General features: G+C 68.1%; 16 protein-coding genes and 1 pseudogene. 8 read left to right on the plus strand and 9 right to left on the minus strand.

Annotation, left to right across the window (positions count from 1 at the left end; translation table 11 throughout):
* From BKH33_RS11650 to BKH33_RS11660, 3 genes and pseudogenes are all read right to left on the minus strand, one after another.
* A pseudogene (locus tag BKH33_RS11650) lies at positions 1-1,678 on the minus strand (ATP-binding protein); the annotation flags it as partial.
* Positions 1,679-2,128: 450 nt separating this feature from the next.
* Complete coding sequence (locus BKH33_RS11655; RefSeq protein ID WP_003781850.1) at positions 2,129-3,547, minus strand: tetratricopeptide repeat protein; 1,419 nt, start codon at positions 3,545-3,547, stop codon at positions 2,129-2,131.
* A gap of 299 nt (positions 3,548-3,846) precedes the next feature.
* Positions 3,847-5,673 carry a tetratricopeptide repeat protein gene (locus BKH33_RS11660; RefSeq protein WP_076142764.1) on the minus strand — a complete coding sequence of 609 codons (1,827 nt, stop codon included), beginning with the start codon at positions 5,671-5,673 and terminating at the stop codon, positions 3,847-3,849.
* A 168-nt stretch (positions 5,674-5,841) separates the two neighbouring features.
* On the opposite strand from BKH33_RS11660, the gene BKH33_RS11665 reads away from it, so the two are divergent.
* Positions 5,842-6,546, plus strand: a complete 705-nt coding sequence (locus BKH33_RS11665; RefSeq protein WP_143229069.1) for an MgtC/SapB family protein — start codon at positions 5,842-5,844, stop codon at positions 6,544-6,546.
* 29 nt (positions 6,547-6,575) lie between these two features.
* Here the strand turns inward: BKH33_RS11665 and BKH33_RS11670 are convergent, their stop codons facing one another.
* The 3 genes from BKH33_RS11670 to BKH33_RS11680 all read right to left on the minus strand — a co-directional run bounded on the left by BKH33_RS11670 (position 6,576) and on the right by BKH33_RS11680 (position 10,581).
* Complete coding sequence (locus BKH33_RS11670) at positions 6,576-8,054, minus strand: NAD(P)(+) transhydrogenase (Re/Si-specific) subunit beta (RefSeq protein WP_003781851.1); 1,479 nt, start codon at positions 8,052-8,054, stop codon at positions 6,576-6,578.
* 12 nt (positions 8,055-8,066) lie between these two features.
* Positions 8,067-9,617 (minus strand): Re/Si-specific NAD(P)(+) transhydrogenase subunit alpha, encoded by a 1,551-nt coding sequence (locus tag BKH33_RS11675; protein ID WP_076142766.1) that lies wholly within the window; start codon positions 9,615-9,617, stop codon positions 8,067-8,069.
* Positions 9,618-9,825: 208 nt separating this feature from the next.
* Complete coding sequence (locus BKH33_RS11680) at positions 9,826-10,581, minus strand: ROK family protein (protein WP_003785214.1); 756 nt, start codon at positions 10,579-10,581, stop codon at positions 9,826-9,828.
* Between the two features lie 48 nt (positions 10,582-10,629).
* On the opposite strand from BKH33_RS11680, the gene truA reads away from it, so the two are divergent.
* The 7 genes from truA (at position 10,630) to BKH33_RS11715 (ending at position 18,784) form a co-directional block, all read left to right on the plus strand.
* Positions 10,630-11,517, plus strand: a complete 888-nt coding sequence (truA, locus tag BKH33_RS11685) for a tRNA pseudouridine(38-40) synthase TruA (RefSeq protein ID WP_050998551.1) — start codon at positions 10,630-10,632, stop codon at positions 11,515-11,517.
* A gap of 258 nt (positions 11,518-11,775) precedes the next feature.
* Entirely contained in the window at positions 11,776-12,219 is a 444-nt protein-coding gene (rplM, locus tag BKH33_RS11690) for a 50S ribosomal protein L13 (protein ID WP_003785197.1), read from the plus strand.
* A gap of 43 nt (positions 12,220-12,262) precedes the next feature.
* Positions 12,263-12,757 carry a 30S ribosomal protein S9 gene (gene rpsI / locus BKH33_RS11695; RefSeq protein ID WP_003785165.1) on the plus strand — a complete coding sequence of 165 codons (495 nt, stop codon included), beginning with the start codon at positions 12,263-12,265 and terminating at the stop codon, positions 12,755-12,757.
* A 297-nt stretch (positions 12,758-13,054) separates the two neighbouring features.
* Positions 13,055-14,416: a phosphoglucosamine mutase gene (glmM, locus tag BKH33_RS11700; protein ID WP_003785169.1), complete on the plus strand. Its 1,362-nt coding sequence runs from the start codon at positions 13,055-13,057 to the stop codon at positions 14,414-14,416.
* A 226-nt stretch (positions 14,417-14,642) separates the two neighbouring features.
* Positions 14,643-15,029: a DUF7718 family protein gene (locus BKH33_RS14400; RefSeq protein ID WP_420866625.1), complete on the plus strand. Its 387-nt coding sequence runs from the start codon at positions 14,643-14,645 to the stop codon at positions 15,027-15,029.
* The gene (locus BKH33_RS11710; protein WP_003785190.1) at positions 15,026-15,487 is read left to right on the plus strand and encodes a hypothetical protein; all 462 of its coding nucleotides are present in this window, start codon (positions 15,026-15,028) and stop codon (positions 15,485-15,487) included. The genes BKH33_RS14400 and BKH33_RS11710 overlap by 4 nt, the downstream gene beginning before the upstream one ends.
* 117 nt (positions 15,488-15,604) lie before the next feature.
* On the plus strand, positions 15,605-18,784 hold the full coding sequence (locus tag BKH33_RS11715; RefSeq protein WP_076142767.1) for an ATP-binding protein: 3,180 nt from the start codon (positions 15,605-15,607) through the stop codon (positions 18,782-18,784).
* 16 nt (positions 18,785-18,800) lie between these two features.
* Here BKH33_RS11715 and BKH33_RS11720 read toward each other — a convergent pair whose 3' ends face one another.
* From BKH33_RS11720 to BKH33_RS11730, 3 genes are read right to left on the minus strand one after another with little or no spacing between them, the layout of a single operon-like run.
* Entirely contained in the window at positions 18,801-19,637 is an 837-nt protein-coding gene (locus tag BKH33_RS11720) for an ABC transporter permease (protein WP_003785218.1), read from the minus strand.
* The gene (locus tag BKH33_RS11725; protein ID WP_050998549.1) at positions 19,634-20,668 is read right to left on the minus strand and encodes an ATP-binding cassette domain-containing protein; all 1,035 of its coding nucleotides are present in this window, start codon (positions 20,666-20,668) and stop codon (positions 19,634-19,636) included. The genes BKH33_RS11720 and BKH33_RS11725 overlap by 4 nt, the downstream gene beginning before the upstream one ends.
* A 58-nt stretch (positions 20,669-20,726) precedes the next feature.
* Positions 20,727-21,734: a ketopantoate reductase family protein gene (locus tag BKH33_RS11730; RefSeq protein WP_003785206.1), complete on the minus strand. Its 1,008-nt coding sequence runs from the start codon at positions 21,732-21,734 to the stop codon at positions 20,727-20,729.
* Between the last annotated feature and the right edge of the window lie 83 nt (positions 21,735-21,817).

A 21,817-nucleotide genomic window follows, 5' to 3' on the forward strand; every position in this document is an offset into this window, starting at 1 on the left:
TGGCGAGGTTGTTGAGGGACATGGCGAGGTCGGGGGTGTGGGCGGCTGGGTTGTGCTCGGCCAGGGTCCGGTAGAGGTTGGTTGCTTCTCGTACGGCTTTGAGGGCCTCATCGTGTCTTCCGATATTGGCCAAGCATCTGCTAAGTGATAGTCTCCGTGAAGCATAGGTTGCTCGATCAATTTCAGAGGAGTCATCTGTCGGAGGGAGGATATTGGCTGAACATTGAGCAAGCTCGTATTCCAACAATGCGGTGAAGTATCCACTATCGGATAGAGTCTGCTGTGCCTCGTGGGCCTTGTTAGGGTCAATGTGGGGACGTACTGCGTTAACGAGTTTGGCGAAGCCCGCTGCGAGGTCTGGGCTCTGGGAGTTGACGGTCTCTGTGTGAACTGCCTGAGTGACTTCCACTAGCACATCGTTGAGGATTCGTCCTACGTGCCCATTGAGGCGAGGATCTGTTGATATGCGTTCGAGGACAGTCCAGGTTCGTAGGGATGACGTTCCCACTCTGCTCGGGGACAAAAGCTCTTGGAGAAGAGGTACTAGGTCGTCAGCCTCGGAGACAATGAGGTGCTCGCCGATGCGGTCCGGCTCAAGGTTTTCGCACCATAAGGTCGAGTGCCCGTTACCGTTCGTGTGGGGTGGGTAGCAGTCTCGCAACCACTTGGCCAGGTCCTCGGTGTTCTTGTCGGGGGTGGCCGGAAGAAGTCGGAGAAGGCTGATAGCGTCCTCTTCATCCTGGATATCGGCGAGCGTGGCGGCGGCCACTGCCTGGCGCGCCAGTTCCCGATTGAGGGATCGTCGCTTCTCGTCCTGTGCGTCGATGGGAGTTGCAGCGCCGTCAGTCTGTCGTTCTCGGTCGGTGTTGACGGCGAGACTCTGAGGCCAGTGTTCGACCCAGTAGTGCTCCTCGTGGAGAAGAACTTCCTCGAACAATTCGCTCGGGGAGCAACTAGTCCGGGAATTCGGAAGGGGTCGTGCATTCAGGAAGGCGTCGACTGTGACGAGGAGGGGTTGGGAGTACATGGGGTCATTGAGTTGATTGAGCATACCGTTCGGTGGTGGCGATCCTGGTGGCTCGGTGAATGATTTGTAGGCCACTTCAAACAGGTCTTCTCGTTCTTTTCTGGATAGTTCTTCGTTATTCAAAACGATCGTTGAGGTTTCGTCGAGACAGCGATTGAGCCCCTCGTCTCGAGATTCCTGTGGGCGAAGAGCGTCAATCCACTCGTTGGAGCCTTGGCGGGTCGAGGAGATCGGCGACGGCCGGCGGACCAGGAAGACGATCCGTACTCGTCGCCTCTCAGGCTCCTCTGCTGCGCGGAGAGCAATGTTGATGACCTCCTTGACTGTATCCGGCCGTCCCTCGGCATAGTCGATCACGAGCAACAGCGACGAAGCATCGTCGCTGGATGAAGCGTTGTCGGACTGTTTGATGTTCTGAAGGAATCCTGCTTTCCAGACCTCAGCACCTCGGTGATGAGTGTCTGGCGTGGTGATGCGTCGGCAGAGTTCCACGCCGAGGCGTGTCTTCCCGGAACCTCCGTCCCCTCCAAGAACGTAGATCGCGAAGGGATCCTCGCTCCATGCCCACGTCTCCAAGCGGGTGAGTGCCTCTGCACGGTCGAGGAAGGGAACCGGGGTCGACTTAGCGCTCAGAAGTCGGACAATGCTCATGCCTTCTGGCGCACTTTCATGTTGAGGCTGGGCGGGCTCCAGGATTAACCGCCTGCCTCTGGATTCCACCGTGAACGGAGGGAGAGCTGGTGGAAGCTGTTGCCGGCGTCTGGTAATGCACTGCTTGTGCTGCCTGTTTCGCCATTTTCTCCATACCTGGATGCGCGCCCAACCGATCTTCGCAAGAACTGCGGTGATGAGGACTCCGAGGACGAACGCGACGAAGGGATGGTTCGCCCACAGGTCGTCCAGCGGGCCGAGCGAGTCGAGCCATGACTGACTTGAGGACGTCGTCGGTATGGGTGAAGGGGACGGCTCTGTCACGGTACGGACCTCGGGGAGAAGAGGAAGGCTGTTGCGGGGCAGTCTACCGAGCAGCCACTCGGTTTCTCACGGAAGACTGGCACTGCGGAAGGTCTACGGTCGCTATGCGTGGGGCGGTTGCGCAGGTCAGTCGTGGCCGTTCCCCTCAGCCCCGATCTGGCTGGCGACGGCGTCGAGCTCCTGGCGAATGCGGGCCGCCTGCTCCGGCTGCCCGCACCAGTCGAGGATGGCCGCGCAGACGTCCAGGGAACGGGCGAGGTCGATAGTGAAGGAGCCCGGGTCGCGGTGTGCCAGCTCCCGCCGGATCTCGGTGGCCTCCCGGATCGTTGCCAGTGCCTCGGGCCGGTTGCCGGTCGGCGGCAGGTAGGTGGCGAGGTCATGCAGAGACTCGGCCAGATCCGGTAGGTAGTCTCCGTCCGTGCGGGCCAGGTACCGGTAGATGCTCACGACCTCCCGCGCCGCGGAGACCGCCTCAGCATCTCGTTTGAGGTCGTTCATGCCGACGGACAGGGTGCGCAGGGCCATCGCGAGCTCGGATGCGTACATGGAGGGATCGTCGTCGGCCAGCGGGCGGTACAGGCCGATGGCCTCCTGCGCGGTGGCCAGGACCTCGTGTTGCCTCCCGGTCTCCCCGAGCTCGACGGCGAGGACACCCAAGGACTTCGCCAACCCGGGTGTGAAGACATCCGGGTTCATCCGGGCGAGATAGCGGTACACCTCGGTGGCCTCCCGAGTGGCGGTCAGAGCCTCATCCGAGCGTCCGGCCGCGTTCAGACGGATGGCCAGGTTGCTCAAGGATTTGGCCAACCCCGGTGCGAAGGCGTCGGGCTCGCGGTGAACGAGCTTCCGGTCGACGTCCACGGCCTGGAACGCGGCGGCAATGGCCTCATCCCGGCGCCCGGCGGCCGACAGGTGAATAGCGAGGTTGTGCAGGGCTACGGCGAGGTTGTGCAGATCGGCCGTGGAATCGCTCTGCGCCAGCTTGCGACGCACCCGGACCACCTCCTGCACGACATTCGCCGCCTCATCGCGTTGTCCGACCGCATACAGGCGCGAGGAGAGGTTGACGAGAGAGCCGATAAGATCGGAGTAGTGAGCATCGGGGTCCTCGTCGGCCAGCCTGTGAAACAGGCCGACGGCCTCCTCGCTCATGGCCAGGGCGTCGTAGCTGCGCCCCTCGTGGGACAGACAGCTGGAGAGCGTGTCCAGGCAGCCCGCAAGACGGGAGGTGTAGGAGGCCGGATCCTCCCGGGTCAGCTCCCGGTAGAGGCTGGCGGCCTCCTGCGCGTTCGCCAGGGCCTCACCGCCCTGCTCGACGTCGATCAGACTGAGGGTGAGGGTCATCAGGGCCCAGCCGAACCAGGGACGGTAGGCGGCGGGATCCTTCTGCATCATCCGCCTGAGGATGTCGGTCCCCTCGCGGGCGGCATCCAGAGCCTCCTGCGGTTTCCCCGACTTCTGCAGAGCCCCACTCAGGTCCAGTAGTTGAGAGGCGCGGTCCAACTGGGCGTCGTCGTCGGATACAGGGGGAGCGGAGCCGGACATGCCATCGGTCCTTCAGGGAGGGGATCGGGTGTGCTTATAAGTTTAGCGAGGCTCGTCGGCTCGGATACGGGTGGTGCCTGCTGGCTCGGGGAGGGGGACGGCACGCGGGGGCCGTCGCAGCGGGCTGGCTCTGATCGGGAACGTACTTTTCCCGCGAGAACTGCGTTGTCCCGCAGACGACTGGGGTCGGGCTCCAGTCGTCTGTGGGAGAAGTACGTTCTGGATGGAGAACGCAGTTCCCGATCCGCTCGGTTTCGCGTTCCATACCTGCGCCCTCGCCGCAGGGCCGGCAGCGCCCCTCAGAAGCTCCCGCCGGAGGCCTCTATCTCCATCTGCAGGGTCACGTCCTTGATCTCCTGACGGATGCGGGCGGCCTCGGCCTCCTTACCGCTCCACTGGAGTATTGAGGCGTAGGTGCCGAGGGTGTCGGCGAGGCCCTGATTGAAGGTCTCCGGGCGTTTGCGGGCCAGGCTCCGGTAGAGGTCGACCGCCTCCCGCGCGGTCTCCAGCGCCTCGCCCCGGTGGCCGGCCTCGGCCAGGCGCTTGGCGAGCCGGTGCAGGCACGGTGCCAGCGCCGGGGCGTGAGTCGCCGGATCGCGTTCGGCCAGCTCTCGGCGGATCGTCGTCGTCTCCCGGATCGCGGCCAGGGCGGCTGAGCGGTGCCCGGTGTCGCCCAGGCACGTGGCGACATTGTGCAGGCATGCGGCCAGGTCAGGCTTGTAGGCCGCCGGATCGATCTGCGCCAGGCTGCGGTAGATGGTGACCGCCTCCTGAACGGCTGCCAGGGCCTCGTTCATGCGCCCGCCCCGATTGAGGTTCAAGGTGAGGATATTGAGCGCACGGGCCAGGTCGGCGGTGTAGGAGGCCGGATTGGCCCGGACCAGGCGCCGGTAGATGTCGATGGCCTCCCGAGCCGCCGTGAAGGACTCGGGCAGCTGCTTGGCCGAGTACAGGGCGACGGCAAGGATGTACAGGGACTCGGCCAGAGCCGGGGTGTAGGTGGTGGGACTGCTGCGCACCAGGGTACGCCGGATGCTGACCACCTCCCGAGCCGCGGCCAGCGCGAGGTCCAGTCTGTCGGCGTCACGCAGGCAGGCGGCGTGCGTCTTGAGGGCGTCGGCCAGATCGGGCAGATGGGTGTCGGGGGCGCTGTGAGCCAGAGCGCGAGCGATGCCGACCGCCTCCTGAGTCATGGCGAGGGCCTCATGATGCCTTCCCACATCGCTCATGCGCCGGGCCAGGGTGCCCAAGGAGCTGATGACCTCGGGGGAGTAGAGGGCAGGAGCGCGGCGGGCCAGCCCCCGGAAGAGCGCGGCAGCCTCCTCGGCCGCGTCCAGGGCCTCGTCGCGGCGCCCGACGGCGGCCCCGCAGGCGGCCAGGACCTCCAGGGCCCCGGCAAGATCACCGGTGCAGGAACCGGGCTCGTCCTCATCGAGGCCGCGGTACAGACTGACGGCCTCCCGGGCCTGGTCAAGGGCCTCCTCGACGTACCCCACCGTGCGCAGGCGCGGCGCCAGGCTGCTCAGGGCCGCTGCGAGCCGGCGGACCTGGGTGTCGGGGGCGAACTGGACCAGACGCCGTCGGACGCTGATCGCCTGCTGCGCGGTGATGAAGGCGTCGCTCGGCCTCCCGGACTCACCCAGACAGCAGGCGAGCGTGGTGAGGGCCCGAGCCAGGCCGGTGTAGGTGGCGGAGGCTTCCCGACTCAGGCTCCGATAGAGGTCGACGGACTCCTGCGCGGTGGCCAGGGCGTCGCGCAGCTCACCGGCTGCGCTCAGATCGACGGCGAGTCGGCGCAGCGACTCCGCCAGGCCGGGCGCATGCGCGTCGTAGTCCTGCTGGGTCAGGCGCCGTCGGATCTGGGTCGTTTCCCGCGAGATACCGACACCCTCGCGGATCCGGCGGGCCTCGCGCAGGCGGATGGCCAGGACTGTCAGTGCGTGGGCGAGGTCGGCCAGGTGGAGATCCGGGTTGACGCGTGCCAGACCGCGAAGGATCTCGCTCGCCTTTCGAGCGGCGTCGAGGGCCTCGCCACGGCGCCCCGAGCCCGCCAGGCGCTCACTGAGCTCCAGCAGCCGGCCGGCACGGGCCGCGCCCTCGGGGCTGACATGGGGTGAGAGCGACACGGATTGAAGACCTCAGGATCGGGAGAACGGTGGTGACGGCACGTTACGCGGTGCGGGCTCGCGCCGCGATGGGGAGAGGTCACCGAGGACGCGTCTCGCCGGCACCTCCCTTAGAATCGGCGCAGGACCAGTAGTGCGGGTATCGCCATCGCAAGGAAGGGGGACGACGTGGGCGCGCTGTTCAGCCTGAATCACGTGGGGGCCCCGGTCGTCGCCATGACGGCGACCTTCATCCTGTGCCTGACGCTCGGCGCCGAGCGCCACCTGCGCCACAAGGACGCCGGCGTCAAGACGCACGTCCTGGTGGGACTGGGCTCCTGCCTGTTCACCCTCGTATCCGCCTACGGATTCGCCCCGGTCACCGGCGCGGATGTCGCCGTCGACCCCAGCCGTGTGGCCGCGCAGATCGTCTCCGGCATCGGCTTCCTGGGCGCCGGGGTCATCTTCGTCAACAACGACACCGTCCGGGGCCTGACCACCGCCGCGACCGTCTGGCTCAGCGCCGCCATCGGCATGGCCTGCGGAGCGGGCATGATCCCCCTGGCGGCTACGGCCGTCGCGCTCGACTACGTCGTCGTCCTGCTGCTGGGCCCCCTCACCTCGCGCCTGCAGCGCCGCCGCGGCGAGGTGACCGTGCGCATCGACTACGAGGTCGGCCGCGCCATCATGCCTGAGATCCTCCAGGCAGCCACGGCCTCCGGCTTCACGGCCACCCTCGAGGAGACCGAGATGATCCGTGGAGAGAACGGGCGCACCATGAACGCCGTCATGCGCTTCCACGGGCAGCGGCCCGCCGCCAACCTCATCGAGTCCCTGTCCGGGCTCGACGGGGTTGACGGCGTCGAGTGCCTCGAGCGCGGCCGGCTCGACTGACCCGAGCGGTTCCTGGACGCTGGCGCCTCCTACTCCAGGGCGCGGATGATGGCCTCGACGGTGTCCTTGGCGTCGCCGAAGAGCATGGAGGTGTTCTCCCGGAAGAAGAGCGGGTTGTCCACCCCGGCGTAGCCGGTGGCCATGGAGCGCTTGAAGACGATGACCCGGCCGGCCTCCCACACGTGCAGCACCGGCATGCCCGCGATCGGCGAGCCCGGCTCCTGGGCCGCCGGGTTGACGGTGTCGTTGGCGCCGATGATGAGGACGACGTCGACGTCGTCGAAGGAGTCGTTGACCTCGTCCATCTCCAGGACGATGTCGTAGGGGACCTTCGCCTCGGCCAGCAGCACGTTCATGTGTCCGGGCAGGCGGCCCGCCACCGGGTGGATGCCGAAGGTGACCTCCACGCCCTCAGAGCGCAGCATCTCGGTGAGGGTGGCCACCGGGTACTGGGCCTGGGCGACGGCCATCCCGTAGCCGGGGGTGATGACCACGCGTCGGGCGTTCTGCAGCAGATGAGCCACCTCGCCGGCGCTGGTCTCGTCCACCGAGCCCTGGTGCTGAGGGCCACCCGCGGCGGCGCTGGTGGAGTCGGTCCCGTAGCCGCCCAGCAGCACCGAGACGAAGGAACGGTTCATGGCCTGGCACATGAGGTAGGACAGATAGGCCCCCGAGGAGCCCACCAGCGCCCCGGTGATGATGAGCAGGTCGTTGTCCACCATGAAGCCGGTGAAGGCGGAGGCCCACCCCGAGTAGGAGTTCATGATCGAGACGACCACCGGCATGTCGCCGCCGCCGATCGCCAGCACCAGGTGGGCTCCCAGGGCCAACGCGATGATGGTCATCACCGTGAGGAAGGCCCAGCCGGCACCGGATCCGGACGGCACCATCATGAAACCCACCATGAGGAGCAGGGAGACGATGAGCGCCCCGAGGTTGAGCAGGTTGCGGCCCGGCAGCGTCAGCGGGCGCCCCGGTACCCGGCCGGCCAGCTTGAGGGCAGCCAGGACCGATCCGGTGAAGGTCACCCCGCCGACGAACACACCCAGGAAGACCTCACCGAGGTGGAAGGCCCCCAGCGAGACGGACAGCGCGTCGGGGGAGACGTAGGAGTTGTAGCCCACCAGGACGGCCGCCAGTCCCACCAGCCCGTTGAGCACGGCGATGAGCTGGGGCATCCCGGTCATGGCCACGCGCCTGGCCACCACCAGCCCAATGACCGAGCCCAGGGCCAGGCCCATGGCGATGAGCAGCAGGGTGGGCAGCACGCCTCGCGCGGGCCGGTTGCTCAGAGCCAGGCCGATGGCGGCGAGCACCGCCACCCCCATGCCGACGGCGCCCGCCACGTTGCCGGCCACGGCCGTCTCATGGCGGGACAGACCGGCTGCGGCTAGGATGAACAGGATCGCGGCGGCGATGTAGGCCAGGACCACCGGCGAGGGCAGCGAGGGCACAGCGGCGATCAGTGTGTCCGACGACGCGGCTGGCATCAGCATGTGAGTCATCATCTGGTCCTCACCTCAGTCCTTCGTGAACATGGCGAGCATGCGGTGGGTGACCGCGAAGCCGCCGACGATGTTGATCGTGGCCAGGACCACCGCGGCCAGGCTGATGGCGCTGATGAGCGGATGGGGGTGGCCCACCTGCGAGATCGCCCCGACCAGGATGATTCCCGAGATCGCGTTGGTCACTGACATGAGCGGTGTGTGCAGGGCGGGGGTCACGTTGGAGATGACGTGGAAGCCCAGGATCACCGAGAGCGTGAGCACGATGTAGTGGCTCGTGGCGGCCGCCGGCGTTGCCAGCACCAGGGCTGCGGCCACGAGGCTCGCAGCGGCCAGTCCCAGCCACTGCCGGGAGCGCGAGCGCGCCTGGGCCACGCGGGCGGCCTCCTGGGCGGCTGCGTCCTCGGCGGCCGCCTGCTCCGGGCGTCCCGGGGCGGGAGTGGCCGAGACCTGGATCGGGGGAGGGGGCCAGAGCAGCTCGCCGTCGTGGGTGACCGTGATGGCCCGGACCACCTCGTCGTCCAGGTCCAGGGCGAGTTCTCCGTCCTTGGCGGGGGTGATCAGGCCCAGTAGGTTGACGATGTTGCGCCCGTAGAGTTGGGTCGCCTGCGCGGGCAGCATCCCCGCCAGGTCCGTGTGCCCCACGATCGTGACGCCGCCCTCGGTGGTGACTACCTCGCCGGGCACCGTCAGCTCGGTGTTGCCGCCGGTCGCCGCCGCCATGTCGATGATGACCGATCCGGGGCGCATGGCCTCGATCGCGGAGCGGTCCAGGAGCATCGGCGCGCGGCGGCCCGGGATGCTCGCCGTGGTGATGACGACGTCGGACTCGGCGGCCTGCTGGGCGTAGAGCGCGTTGGCCGCACTCGCCTGATCGGCGCTCATCTCCTTGGCGTAGCCGTCGGAGGACACCTCCTGGGAGCTGGGCAGCGGCACGAACTGCGCCCCCATCGAACGAACCTGGTCGGCGACCTCGGGACGCACGTCGGAGCCGCGCACCTGTGCGCCCAGGGAGCAGGCAGTCCCGATGGCGGACAGGCCGGCCACGCCCGCACCGATGACGTAGACGGTGGCGGGCGGGAACTTGCCGGCGGCGGTCACCTGCCCGCTGAACAGCCTGTCCAGGTGGGAGGCCGCCTCGATGACGGCGCGGTAGCCGGCCAGGTTCGCCTGTGAGGAGAGCACGTCCAGGGACTGTGCCCGCGAGATCCTGGGGACCACGTCCAGGGCCAGGCCGGTGATGCTGCGCTCGCGCAGCGACTCGAGGAGCTCGGGGCGGCGCGCCGGGTCCATACGGCAGATGAGGACCGCGCCCCGGCTCATGAGCGCCAGGTGCTCCTCGGCGGGGGCCGAGGCACTCACCACGACGTCGCAGCCCCACACGCGGGCGCCGCCGGCCGGCTGGGCCCCGGCGGCCTCGTAGGCGTCGTCGGGGAACTGCGCCCGTCCTCCGGCGCCGCGTTCAACCAGGACCTCATAACCCAGGCGGATCATCAGCTCCACCGTCTGCGGACTCGCGGCGGTGCGCGGCTGATCCACCGGCTCGCGGGGGACTCCGATACGCATAGTGCCTCCTTGCACGACACGGGTGCCGTCGTCGGCACCTCACAAGAAACTATCGGCAAGATAGAAGGTCATGAGGCCTTCGGCAAGGGACGGTTGGTGCCGGCCCGGTGACGCGGGCGGAGAGACGAGTCGAAGAAGCGGTCGCACGTGGCGCGGTAGAGGCGCCGACAGTGGATGGAATGAGGGGAATTGAGGGGAATAAGGTGAGTTAGGGGCGGGCCATGTCCCAGCAGCGGGCGCCACCGGTCATGCCGGCCTCGTTGGGGACCACGACGACGTCGTCGCCGATCTTGGCCAGCTGGGCCGCCGTGATCCGACGCGAGTTGCCGCCGCCCAGGTAGAGGCGGTCCCACAGGTACATGGGGCGTAGGGCGTCGACGACGCGGCGCACCCGGCGCGACCAGTGGGCGTCGCCCAGGCGCAGCCGCTCGTGCTCGCCGATGTAGTCGTCATAGGTCAGGCCCCAGCGCACGGGGCCCTGGGAGACCTCCACGTGCGGGGCCAGGAGGCCGTTGTCGAAGACGGCGTTGCCCAGGCCTGTGCCCAGGGTCACGATCATCTCCAGGCCGTGGCCGGTGACGACGCCGGCCCCGGCGACCTCGGCGTCGTTGAGGACCAGGGCGGGGATGCCCAGGGCTCTCGAGACGCCGGCGCCCATGTTGAAGCGGGCCCAGGCCTCCACCAGCTCGGGCAGCACCTTGGAGCGCGGACCGTCCCGAGTGATGTAGTGCGGTGTGGCGATGACGACCCCGTGGCGGATCATGCCCGGCATCCCCACCGTCACCCGGTCCGCCTCCGGCAGCTGGGAGGCCAGTGAGGCGATGGTCTCCACCAGCTTCGTCGGTGGCAGCGGGTAGGGGGTCGGGGTGCGCACGGCGCGGGAGATGATGTTGCCCTCGGCGTCCAGCACCGAGGCCTTGATGCCGCCGCCGCCGCAGTCCACGGACAGGGTCGTTGTGCTCACGGCTGCGAGCCTAGTGGAAGCGTGAGGCCGGTGCGGTTCAATGGGGTCATGCCACGCATTCGCCTCGACCTGGCCTACGACGGCACCTTCTTCTCCGGGTGGGCCGCCCAGCCCGGTCTGCGTACCGTCGAGGGAGTCCTCACCTCTGCCCTGGTCACTGTCCTGCGCGAGCCCGTCCGCCTCACGGTGGCGGGCCGCACCGACGCCGGTGTCCACGCCGCAGCCCAGGTAGTCCACTTCGATGCGAGCACTGAGGCCTGGGCCGCCCTACCCGGGCGCTCCGACCGCCTCCCCGAGGCCGCTCTGCTCACCCGGCTCGCGGGCGTCCTGGCGCGCGAGGCGCAGGTCAGTTTGCCGCGTACCCCGCGCGGCGCCGGCGACGTCGTCGTCACCGGGGCGCGCAGCGTGCCGCAGGCCTTTGACGCCCGCTTCGGAGCGCTGAGCCGCCGCTACACCTACCGGATCGCCGACGCCGCAGCCTCGCGCGATCCCGCCCGGCGCGCCACCGTCCTGTGGCTGCCGGACCGGCTCGACGTCCGGGCCATGGGGGCCTCCGCCGTGCCCCTGCTGGGTGAGCACGACTTCCTGTCCTACTGCAAGCCCCGCCAGGGTGCCACGACCATCCGCACCCTGCGCACCCTGACGTGGCGACGAGCCGCCGGCGGGCCGGATTCCGGGCTCGTCGTCCTGACCGTCGTCGCCGACGCCTTCTGCCACTCCATGGTCCGGTCCCTGGTAGGGGCCGGTCTCGCCGTCGGGCAGGGACGCAAACCGGTCACCTGGCCAGGCGAGCTCCTGGCGGCCCGCACGCGTGACGGCGCTGCTCCTGTCGCCCCGCCGCACGGGCTGACTCTGGAGGAGATCGTCTACCCAGCTGACGACGATCTCGCCGCTCAGGCCGAGCGCGCCCGGACCACCCGACGTCTGACCTGCTGACCGTGGGCTCAGTGGCGGGTGGGCCGCGTGGTGCGATTCACGGAACTGAAAAGCCGCACCTTTTGACCCTCCCGCAGACCGCCCGGTACTGTTGGCAATCGTCGTGCAGCACGCGTGTGCGTGTCCGCGGTGCCGTCCCACTCGCCCCGGATCGCCTGTGCTCCGACCGCTCACCTGACCATGGTGGTCTCGCCGAACTGCGAACGCTTCACCGCGCTTCGGCGTGCCCACTCGCCAAGAGAAACGAAGGCAACGCCCGTGCGCACGTATACACCGAAGCCCGGCGACGTCGAGAAGAACTGGTACGTCATTGACGCCACCGACGTCATCCTGGGTCGACTCGCGGCTCAGGCCGCCACCCTGCTCCGTGGGAAGCACAAGCCCCAGTTCGCCCCCAATGAGGACTGCGGCGACTACGTCGTCATCATCAATGCCGACAAGGTGGCCCTCACCAATGGCAAGGCCGACAAGAAGTTCGCCTACCGCCACTCCGGCCACCCGGGTGGTCTGACCGCCGTCTCCTACCGCGAGCTGCTGGCCACCCGCCCCGAGCGCGCCGTTGAGAAGGCCATCAAGGGCATGGTGCCCCACACCAAGCTCGGTCGCGCCCAGCTCAAGAAGCTCAAGGTCTACGCGGGTGCCGAGCACCCGCACGCCTCCCAGAACCCGAAGCCGTTCGAGATCACCCAGGTCGCCCAGTAAGCGCTCCAGCGCTCGGCACCTAGCGACAAGCAAAGGACATATCGTGGCTGAGACCACTGTCGACATCGACGCGCTGGACGAGGAGAACGCCCCCTCCAGCTACACCACCGAGACCGAGGAGTCCGCTCCGGGGCGCGGCCAGTCCATCACCGCCCCCGGCTCCGGCCTGGGTCGCCGCAAGGAGGCCGTCGCCCGCGTGCGCCTCGTTCCCGGCACCGGCCAGTGGACGCTGAACGGTCGCTCCCTGGAGGACTACTTCCCCAACAAGCTGCACCAGCAGCTCGTTCGCGCCCCCTTCACCGTCCTGGACCTCGAGGGCCGCTTCGACGTCGTCGCCCGCATCAACGGCGGTGGCGTCTCCGGCCAGGCCGGCGCCCTGCGCCTGGGCATCGCCCGCGCCCTCAACGAGATTGACCGTGAGGCCAACCGCGCCACCCTGAAGAAGGCCGGCTTCCTCACCCGTGACTCGCGCATCGTGGAGCGCAAGAAGGCCGGTCTGCACAAGGCCCGCCGCGCCCCCCAGTACTCCAAGCGCTGATCCGGAGCGGTCTCGGTCAGACCGATCGGAACCGCATCGCCCGCTGTGTACGACGGCGGCCGTCCCCATGACCGGGGCGGTCGCCGTCGTCGTCATTCGTCAGGGTTCGCCGCGATCGGCTCCGACGTCGTCGGGAGATCCGGCAGTCAGCGACGAATGGGTGAGATCCGAGCCCGGATCTCGGGTGTCGGTGACTCACAGGACATCAGACCTTGCTCGAGGTCCGGCCGTCATGTCACCGTATCGGGCGGCCCGTGGCAGGATGGGGCTGTTTCGTCACCCCTCAGGAGGATTTCCATGGCTCGTCTCTTCGGAACCGACGGCGTACGTGGCCTGGCCAACGACCTGCTCACACCCACCCTGGCCGTGCAGCTCGGTGAGGCTGCGGCGCGCGTCCTGACCAAGGACACGTCCGCCACCCGCAGCTCGCGCAGCGGCCGCCCCCGCGCCATCGTGGGGCGCGACACCCGCGCCTCCGGAGAGTTCCTCGACCACGCCATCAGTGCGGGCCTGGCCTCCTCCGGTGTTGACGTCACTCGCGTGGGCGTCCTGCCCACCCCGGCAATCGCCCACCTGACGGCCACCCAGGACATCGAGCTGGGCGTCATGATCTCCGCCTCCCACAACCCCTTCCCGGACAACGGCATCAAGTTCATCGCCCGCGGTGGCTACAAGCTCGCCGACGCCGTCGAGGACGAGATCGAGGCCCTCCTGGGCAAGGTCAACGACCGGCCCACCGGCGCCGACGTCGGCCGCGTCATCAAGGGCGAGACCGTCGCCGACCAGAACTACATCAACCACCTCGTCGACTCCGCGGCCACCGACCTGTCCGGGCTGCGCATCGTCGTCGACGCCTCCAACGGCGCCGCCTCCGTCGTCGGTCCCGCCGCGCTGCGGGCGGCCGGCGCCGAGGTCATCGTCATCAACGCCTCCCCGGACGGCCTCAACATCAACGACAGCTGCGGCTCCACCCACCCCGAGCAGCTGCAGAACTACGTCAAGGCCGTCGGCGCGGACATGGGCGTGGCCTACGACGGCGATGCCGACCGCTGCCTGGCCGTGGACGCCGACGGGAAGCTCGTCGACGGCGACCAGATCATGGGCATGCTCGCCATCGGCATGAAGGCTGACGGCACCCTCGGCTCCGACACGCTCGTCGTCACCGTCATGAGCAACCTCGGCCTCATCCTGGCCATGCGCGAGCACGGCATCCGCACTGTTCAGACCGGCGTGGGCGACCGCTACGTGCTTGAGCGCATGCTCCAGGGCGGTTACACCCTGGGCGGTGAACAGTCGGGCCACGTCATCGACACCATCCACGCCACCACCGGCGACGGCGTGCTCACCTCTCTGCACGTGGCCGCGCGCGTCAAGCGCACCGGTAAGACGCTGGCCGAGCTCGCCAGTGTCGTCACCCGCCTGCCCCAGACGCTCATCAACGTCAAGAACGTCGACAAGGCCGCCGCCAGCACCAACCAGTCGGTGCAGGACGCCGTGGCCTCCGCGGAGAAGGAGCTGGGCGAGACGGGACGCGTCCTGCTGCGCCCCTCGGGCACCGAGCCGCTCGTGCGCGTCATGGTCGAGGCCGCCACCCAGGAGGAGGCCGACCGCGTCGCCCGCTCCCTGGCCGACACCGTCAAGAACAACCTCAGCCTGTGAGCTGACGGCGGGTTCCTTCTCGGCCTTCAGAAGGCTATCTTGTCCGACCTATGTGCCCCGTCCAGAACTTATGGGCGGGGCACAGGGCATTGAACCTTTTGGGACTGCTGGTGCACGGCGTAGCCGTGCAGTGGTCGACAGCTATGTCTCAGCCTCAATGTTATTGCCGATCCACTTCTGATATACCCTTTGGGATACAGCGTCTAACAAATCGAGCGGAGCGAGCATGGAGCTGCCCGATGGTGGATACCGTCCTCCGCCGATCCACGTATGTGTGGACGAGACCTACCCAATCGATGTCGGCCCGATCCCCGGGTCAGGGCGCCACCGGATAGTCATACGACTGAGGACCTACAGAGGGCGCGTGGTTGACTATGCGCTCCAGCACGAGTGGTGCTCCAGCCCGGATGACGACTGGCGGCCCGTGTTTCGGATCGACACACGTCATGGCTGCATCCACTCTCACCAGTACCATCGAGACCGCGACCGTGAGACCCGTCCCATCCAAGTACTGGGGAGGAACGACCATGCCATACTGGGAGCGTCTTACGAAGAGTCATACAAGCAGGTAATCGACTGGATGGAACAGCACTTCAGGAGCTGGCAGAGATGAGTGACACTAAGACGACGCGGCGTGACGCGGCGCGCGCTGTGGGGCTCTTCCTCGGTACGACTCAGGGGCGGGAACTGTTCAGGCGTAACCACTACCTCAATGACACCAGGATCCTTGCGGTCCCTGAGTCCGAGCCCATTGACTCCGTGATCGCCGATCACCTCGACCACGGTGCTGACACGATAGTCGCCGTGTTTTTCCCCGATCGCCAGGGCAGTAAGCGCTTCGGCTTTTTCAGGTGGGAGATGCCTTCAAAGCAGGCCCCCGAAGGGTGGAGCACTGCCGGAGGGGTGACGCTGGGGACCGGACCTCAGGGCCACACATCGTCCATCGGTGCTGTGATGGATACGATGAAGGCTCAACGTTTTACTCTTTCTGACGATGGTCCTCACGATGACGTCCCGGATGTGTCTGCCCTGCTCAAGCGCATGTCATCCAAAGCCTTCGCTGCTTCTTAGCACCTGAGCCTCACTTGAGGCCCTCGGAGCCGGAGTACCGTCATGATGGTGGTGGGCCTCGCGGCTTACTTTGACCGCTGGAACACCGCCTCACGGTAATGGGGGGAGAATAGACCCGTGACCTCCCCGTACCGCCTGGCTCTCCTGACGGATCCTCCGACCTGGTGCGGTATGGCCCTGAGCGGGAGGAGTCTTGACCTGCTCACCGCGCTCGCCGGCAGCCGGGACGCCCGGATGAGCGACGGCGCCCTCATTGAGGCCTTGTGGCCCAACGACCTCCCGGCCCAACCCCTGCGAGCGCTGCACGTCGTCGTCTCCCGGGTACGCGCCGTCGTTGGGGAGGGCTCCGTCGAGCGCAGCGGCGACGGCTACCGGCTGGCGCTGCCGAAGACGGATGTCGATGTCCGGGATCTGTCGGATCGGGTGGAGCGGGCCCGGGCCTGCGCCGTCGCAGGTCAGTGGGAGCAGGTCCTCGACCTCACCGACTCCCTGCCCCAGGTGCCCGCATGCGCTGATGCGGACAACACCCTCGGAGCAGGAGCCACCCCTGTGGCACGCCTGCGGGAGTGGGCCGCCCGGCAGGCCGAGGAGGCCCGCCGCGACCGGGGGCTCGCCCTGGAGGCCGCCGGTGAGCACGAGCGGGCCGTGGCCCTGCTGCGCGAGGCCTCCCAGCGCGACAGTGGTGACGAGACCGTCCTGGCCGCCCTCATGCGCGCTGAGTCCTGGGTGCGTTCACCCGCTGCGGCCCTGGAGATCTATGAGCAGTACCGCCGTCGGCTGCGTGAACGGGGAGCGGTGCCCGGCCCAGCCATGCGAGCCGCCCACGAGACGGTCCTGGCCACTGAGAGCCCCGTGCGCCACGGCCTGGAGCCCGAGCCCGAGCACTTCCTGGGGCGAGAGACTGACGTGACCGGTGTTCTCAAGGCCCTGAGCACCCACCGTCTGGTGACGCTCACCGGCCCCGGCGGGGTCGGCAAGACGACCTTGGCCCAGGTGGTGGCGGCCCGCAGCCGCCGCCCAGCCGTCTACGTCGTCGCCCTGGCCGAGGTGTCACCCGGAGCTGATCTGGTCAGGGTCCTGCTCGACGCCGTCGGAGGCCCCGGAGTGGTCTCCGGTGACCCGCGCCGCGATCTGGCCGCCGCCCTTGCCCAGCCCGGAACCGTCCTGGTCCTGGACAACTGCGAGCACCTGGCCGGCGAGGCAGCCGACCTCGTCGGGCCGCTCCTGGTGGCCTGCCCCGACCTGCGCGTCCTGGCGACCTCGCGCCGCCCCCTTGACCTGGCCGCGGAGCACGTCCACCGCCTCGAGGCCCTCGATGCTGCCTCCTCCGCCGAGCTCTTCCGCGCCCGCGCTCTGGCCGCTCGCCCCGGCCAGGTCATCGACGATGACGACTTAGGCGAGCTCCTGGGGCGGTTGGACGGCATCCCCTTGGCCATTGAGCTGGCCGCCGCGCGCACCCGCAGCCTGTCGGTCGGCCAGATCGCCGAGCGACTGCCCGGCAGACCCGATCTGCTCACCGCCGCCCGTGACGCCCCGGCCCGTCAGCGCACCCTGAGAGCGGTCATTGAGTGGTCCTGGAACCTGCTCGACGCATCCGAGCGCCGAGCCCTGGCTCGGCTGGCTCTGCTCGCTGACGGCTTCACCCTCGCCGCCGCGGAGGCGCTCGTCGGTGCGCAGGCCGCCGATCTCCTCGATGCACTGGTCTCCCACTCCCTGCTCGTGGTGCGCGACAATGGCCTGCCCCGTTTCCACATGCTCGTCACCGTCCGTGACTTCGCCCTGGAGCAGCTGTCCGCCTCCGGTGACGAGACCGCGGCCCGTGCGGCTCTGCACCGGTGGGCGGTGGACCTGTGCTCCCGGATCCGCTTCCCCATCGACGCCGGTGACTTCGGCGATGCCCGTCACCCTGAGGCGCGCTACCACAACCGCCTCTTCCAGCAGGTCGCCCACGACGAAGCCGCTATCCTTCAGCAGCTCGACCGGCTTCTGGCACAGGCCGATGACCACGGCTCGGATCACCTGCCGGCGGACCTGCGTGACGCGATCTGCCTCATCGGCGCCGCACTCATGCGGCTGTGGAGCGTCACCTGGAGCTATGAGCGCATCGCCGACTACGGCCCGCGTCTCATCGGTCCCGCCGTCCAACCGGCCCAGGACCTGCGCGGCAACGAGGCGGGCCTGAGCGTCCTGGCCCTGTGCGTCACCCTGTTCGGGCTCCTGAGTCACGTGCCCACGCAGGTCCGCTCACTCCTGCCGGCCTCCTTCGACGGCGAGGGATCGTTTAACCGCGTTAGGCGGTTTCTACGTGCGGGCGACGAGCAGTGGCCCGAGCTGATAGGTGATGCCGATCCCTGGGTCGCCTGGGCGGCGACCCGCTGCCTGGCCGCTCAGCAGGAGGACGACGGCGATCCCCAGGCCTCACTGAGAACCATCGAGACTCTTCTGGGTCGGCTCCACGGCAATGACCTGGCCGGCATTCACCTGCTCGAGCTTCACCTCCACCGGCTGCAGGTTCTCATGTCACTGGGGCGCTACAGCCAGGTCGTTGACGCCTGCTCGCGCGCCCAGGTGCTCCTGGACCGGGTTCTGCCCAGCTGGGGCGAGTTCTTCCGCACGACGCTGCGGTTGGAGGGAGCCTACTGCGCGGTCTACCTCGATCCGCGTCCCGAGACTGCGGACAGGTTGTTGGAGAGCCTGGAGCCCGTCGACCTGCCGGGAACCATGCGCTTCATCGCCCGTTCTGTGCGCGGCGAGCTGGAGCTCACTCGCGGGAACGCGCGCACCGCCGCCCTCATCCAGCGCGTGAGCCTGCGTTATGCCGGGCACTGGCGCACTATCCTGGGATCCGGCTCCCAGTGGGAGCTCTACATCCTGAGCATGTGCCTGATCACCGACGTCGAGCTCAGCCCCGACGAGGCCGTCGAGCTCGACGCCGATGCCGTCCGGGTCCGAGCCACCTCGCTGCTGCGTGACATCCTGTCCGACCCCGCCCCACGGCAGCGTGACATTCCCACGATCATGGCCTTCGTCGCGGCCGTCGGCCTGTCCGTCGTGGCTGCTGAGGACGCGGACCCTGACCGGCGGGCAGTGGGTGCCGAGCTGGTCGCCACCGCTCTGGCCGTGGGCACCAACCAGACCTGCCGTCTGCTCTCCCACGACTACCTGCACAGCCGGACCGAGCAGCTCGACGCGCGAGCGCTGGCGCAGGCCGAGGTAAGGATCCGGCTCCTGGACCGCGGCGAGCTCGTGGCTCATGCGGCCGACCTCGCCGGCCGTCTGGCAGGCGAGGTCGGCTGAGTCCTCAACATGCGGCTCAGGCGTTGCGCCGCTGGTAGCGGAAGACCGTCAGGGGAGCCATGACGGCCAGGACCAGGAGCGAGCCGATGATCGCGGCACGTACGTCGCCGGCCGAGCCTGCTGTTCCGTCCAGCAGGTAGCGGCCGCCGTCGACGATGTGCGAGACCGGGTTGTGGCGCACGAAGGTCTTGAGCCAGCCCGGCAGCGTCGAGGTGGGCACCATGGCGTTGGACAGGAAGGTCAGCGGGAACAGGACGATCACCGTGAAGGAGGTGACCGCCTGGGCCGAGGAGAAGACCGTCCCCAGGAAGAGGAAGATCCAGGCGATGGCCCAGGCGCAGCCCGCCGCCAGGGCGATGGCGCCGACCGTCCCCGACCAGCCGTTCTCAGGCCGGTAGCCCAGGACGTAGCCGGTGAGCACGGTCAGCGAGGTGCAGATGAGGTAGCGCAGCACGTCGGAGACCATGGGGCCCAGGACCGGCGCGATACGGGACATCGGCATGGTGCGGAAGCGGTCGAAGACGCCCTTGTCCATGTCCTCGCGCAGGTCCACGCCCACGCTCTGGCTCGTGGTCAGGGCGTTCATGATGATGAGCCCTGGGACGATCGTGGGCAGGTAGGCCTTGACGTCGCCGGCGATGGCGCCGCCGAAGAGCTCTCCGAACAGGACGGTGAACATCACCGGCTGGATGAGGATGTCGTAGAACTCTCCGGGGTTGCGCACCATGGTGATGAGCGAGCGCCAGGCCATGGCGAGGGTGTCCGGGACGAGCCTCGCCTCGCTGAAACGGGAGACGCCGGGGGAGAGCGCGGTACTGGTCGGGGTGGTTGCGGCTGCTGCTGGGGCGGTCATGACTGCTCCTTGACGTCTGAAGGACGGGCGGACGGGGAAGTGGGCGAGGCCTCGTCGTCTCGGGGACGGTCGGTCAGGGCCATGAAGACCGAGTCCATGCTGGGGCGGTCCACGGAGACGGTTCTGGGGGACAGGTCGGCATCGCGCAGGGCCACGAGCACCTCGGTGGCCACCGACGCCTCGCTCAGAGGAGTCTGCAGATGAGTACCTTGGTCGACGACCGCCGGAGCGTGACCGGCCACCCGCTCGATGATCGCGGCGGTGGCGGCCTGGTCCTCGGGGGTCGTCGGGGTCAGGACGAGAGAGCTGCTGCCCACCCGGTCCTTGAGCTCATTGGGCGTGCCCTCGGCGATGAGCCGTCCGGTGTCGATGATGCCGACCCGATGGGCCAGGCGGTCGGCCTCCTCCAGGTACTGGGTGGTCAGCAGGATCGTGGAGCCGCCCTCCACCAGGGAACGGATGACGTCCCACATCTGCTCACGCGTGCGCGGGTCCAGGCCTGTGGTGGGCTCGTCGAGGAAGACGAGAGGGGGCCGGGAGATGAGCGAGACCGCTAGGTCCAGCCGACGCCTCATCCCGCCGGAGTAGCCGCTGACCCGCTTGCCGCCGGCCTCGGTGAGGCTGAAGGCGGCCAGCAGCTCGTCAGCCCGCTCTCGTGCCCGACGTCGGCCAAGGCCCAGCAGACGGCCGAAGAGCCGCAGGTTCTCCACCCCGGTGAGCATCTCGTCAACGCTGGCGTACTGGCCCGTCACCCCGATGAGGCTGCGCACCGCATGGCGCTCGCGGACGACGTCGTGCCCCAGTACCGTCGCCCGACCCCGGGTGGGCGCCAGCAGGGTGGTGATCATGCGCAGCGCCGTCGACTTGCCGGCACCGTTGGGGCCGAGCAGGCCGTAGACGATGCCGGTGGGGATCTCCAGGTCCAGGCGGTCGACGGCGGTGAAGGAGCCGAAGGTCCGAGTCAGGCCATCGGTCCTGATGGCCGGTGGCTCGCCCGGTGAGAGCGATTCGCTTGCTGTTCGTGTTGCCATGCCGCCAAGGCTGGACCCCGGCGGTTTCACCGCGGCTTCACTGCGACGCCACTCGGTTTCACGCCGTTTCGTTCCGCCCACGGACCATGCCAGGTAGGTGCTGATCGTGACGGGTGGCCTTGTCTTGGGCCGCCTCGTAGCTTCTGTAGAAGATGGGCGCAGAGACTCCGTTGGCCCGGCCCTGCTCGTAGACGGTCCGGCACACGAACAACAGGTCAGCGGTGTTGCCATGCAGCGTCATGATCCGTCGAGTGAGGAGATTCCTGGCGAACATCCGCTTCATGAGGGGTGCGGACACGGCAGTCGGCAGCCGGTAGACGAGCAGTTCGCCGCGGTACCGCTTCAGATCAACACCGCGCGAGGCCACGATCCTCGATGTCTCCCGGATCGCTCTGACCACCTGGGCGAGCATCCTGGAAGAGCCCATGAGCTGCTCGGCGGTGCGCGTCGTGTCCTCGACGTCGCCGTACATTGCTGCCACGGCACCGACGCCGGCGTTGATCGCCATATGCAGCCAGATCCACTCGAGCATGTCGTGGGGATGCTCGAGGCCGATACCGCAGGAGCCGAATAGCGCTTCGACCTGTTCGTAGCCCGGGAAGCGGGCTCTGTCTCGCCGCTCCAGCATGACGTGGTCGAAGACGCAGCAGGTGAGCCGCTCTCCCGTGATACTTCCTCCTGCCACCGGGTACCCCAGGAGGACGGCGCGGCCGGCCATCAAACGGTCGAGCTCCTCGCGTTCTCCCCAGAACCCGCAGAACAGAAGCACGGGCCCCTGGATCCCACCCGTGCGGAGGTCGGCCATCACCTCGGTGATCCTGCCCTGCGGCACCGAGACCACGATGAGGTCGTAGCTGGTGCGTCTCCGGTGGTGAACGTTGTACTGGTCCCGGGACAGCGAGCCTTTCGGATCAGTCCTGCCATCGAGGATCTCGACCTCGAGCGAGCCGGCTGCGGCCCTTGCGCTGCTCTTTCGGACCAGGTGCTCGACGCGGTGACCGGCCTTCTGAAAGAGGTATCCGTAGGTTGTCCCGATGACTCCGAGGCCGATGACGAGGATGCTCATCGGAGCCTTGCGCGTTTCCTGTGCTGTCATGACCGTGAGCCTGTTGCTCTCCGGTTTCAGGCCGCCTTCACGGTGGTTTCAGG

It is taken from the genome of Actinomyces naeslundii, assembly GCF_001956585.1.
GTDB lineage: Bacteria > Actinomycetota > Actinomycetes > Actinomycetales > Actinomycetaceae > Actinomyces > Actinomyces naeslundii.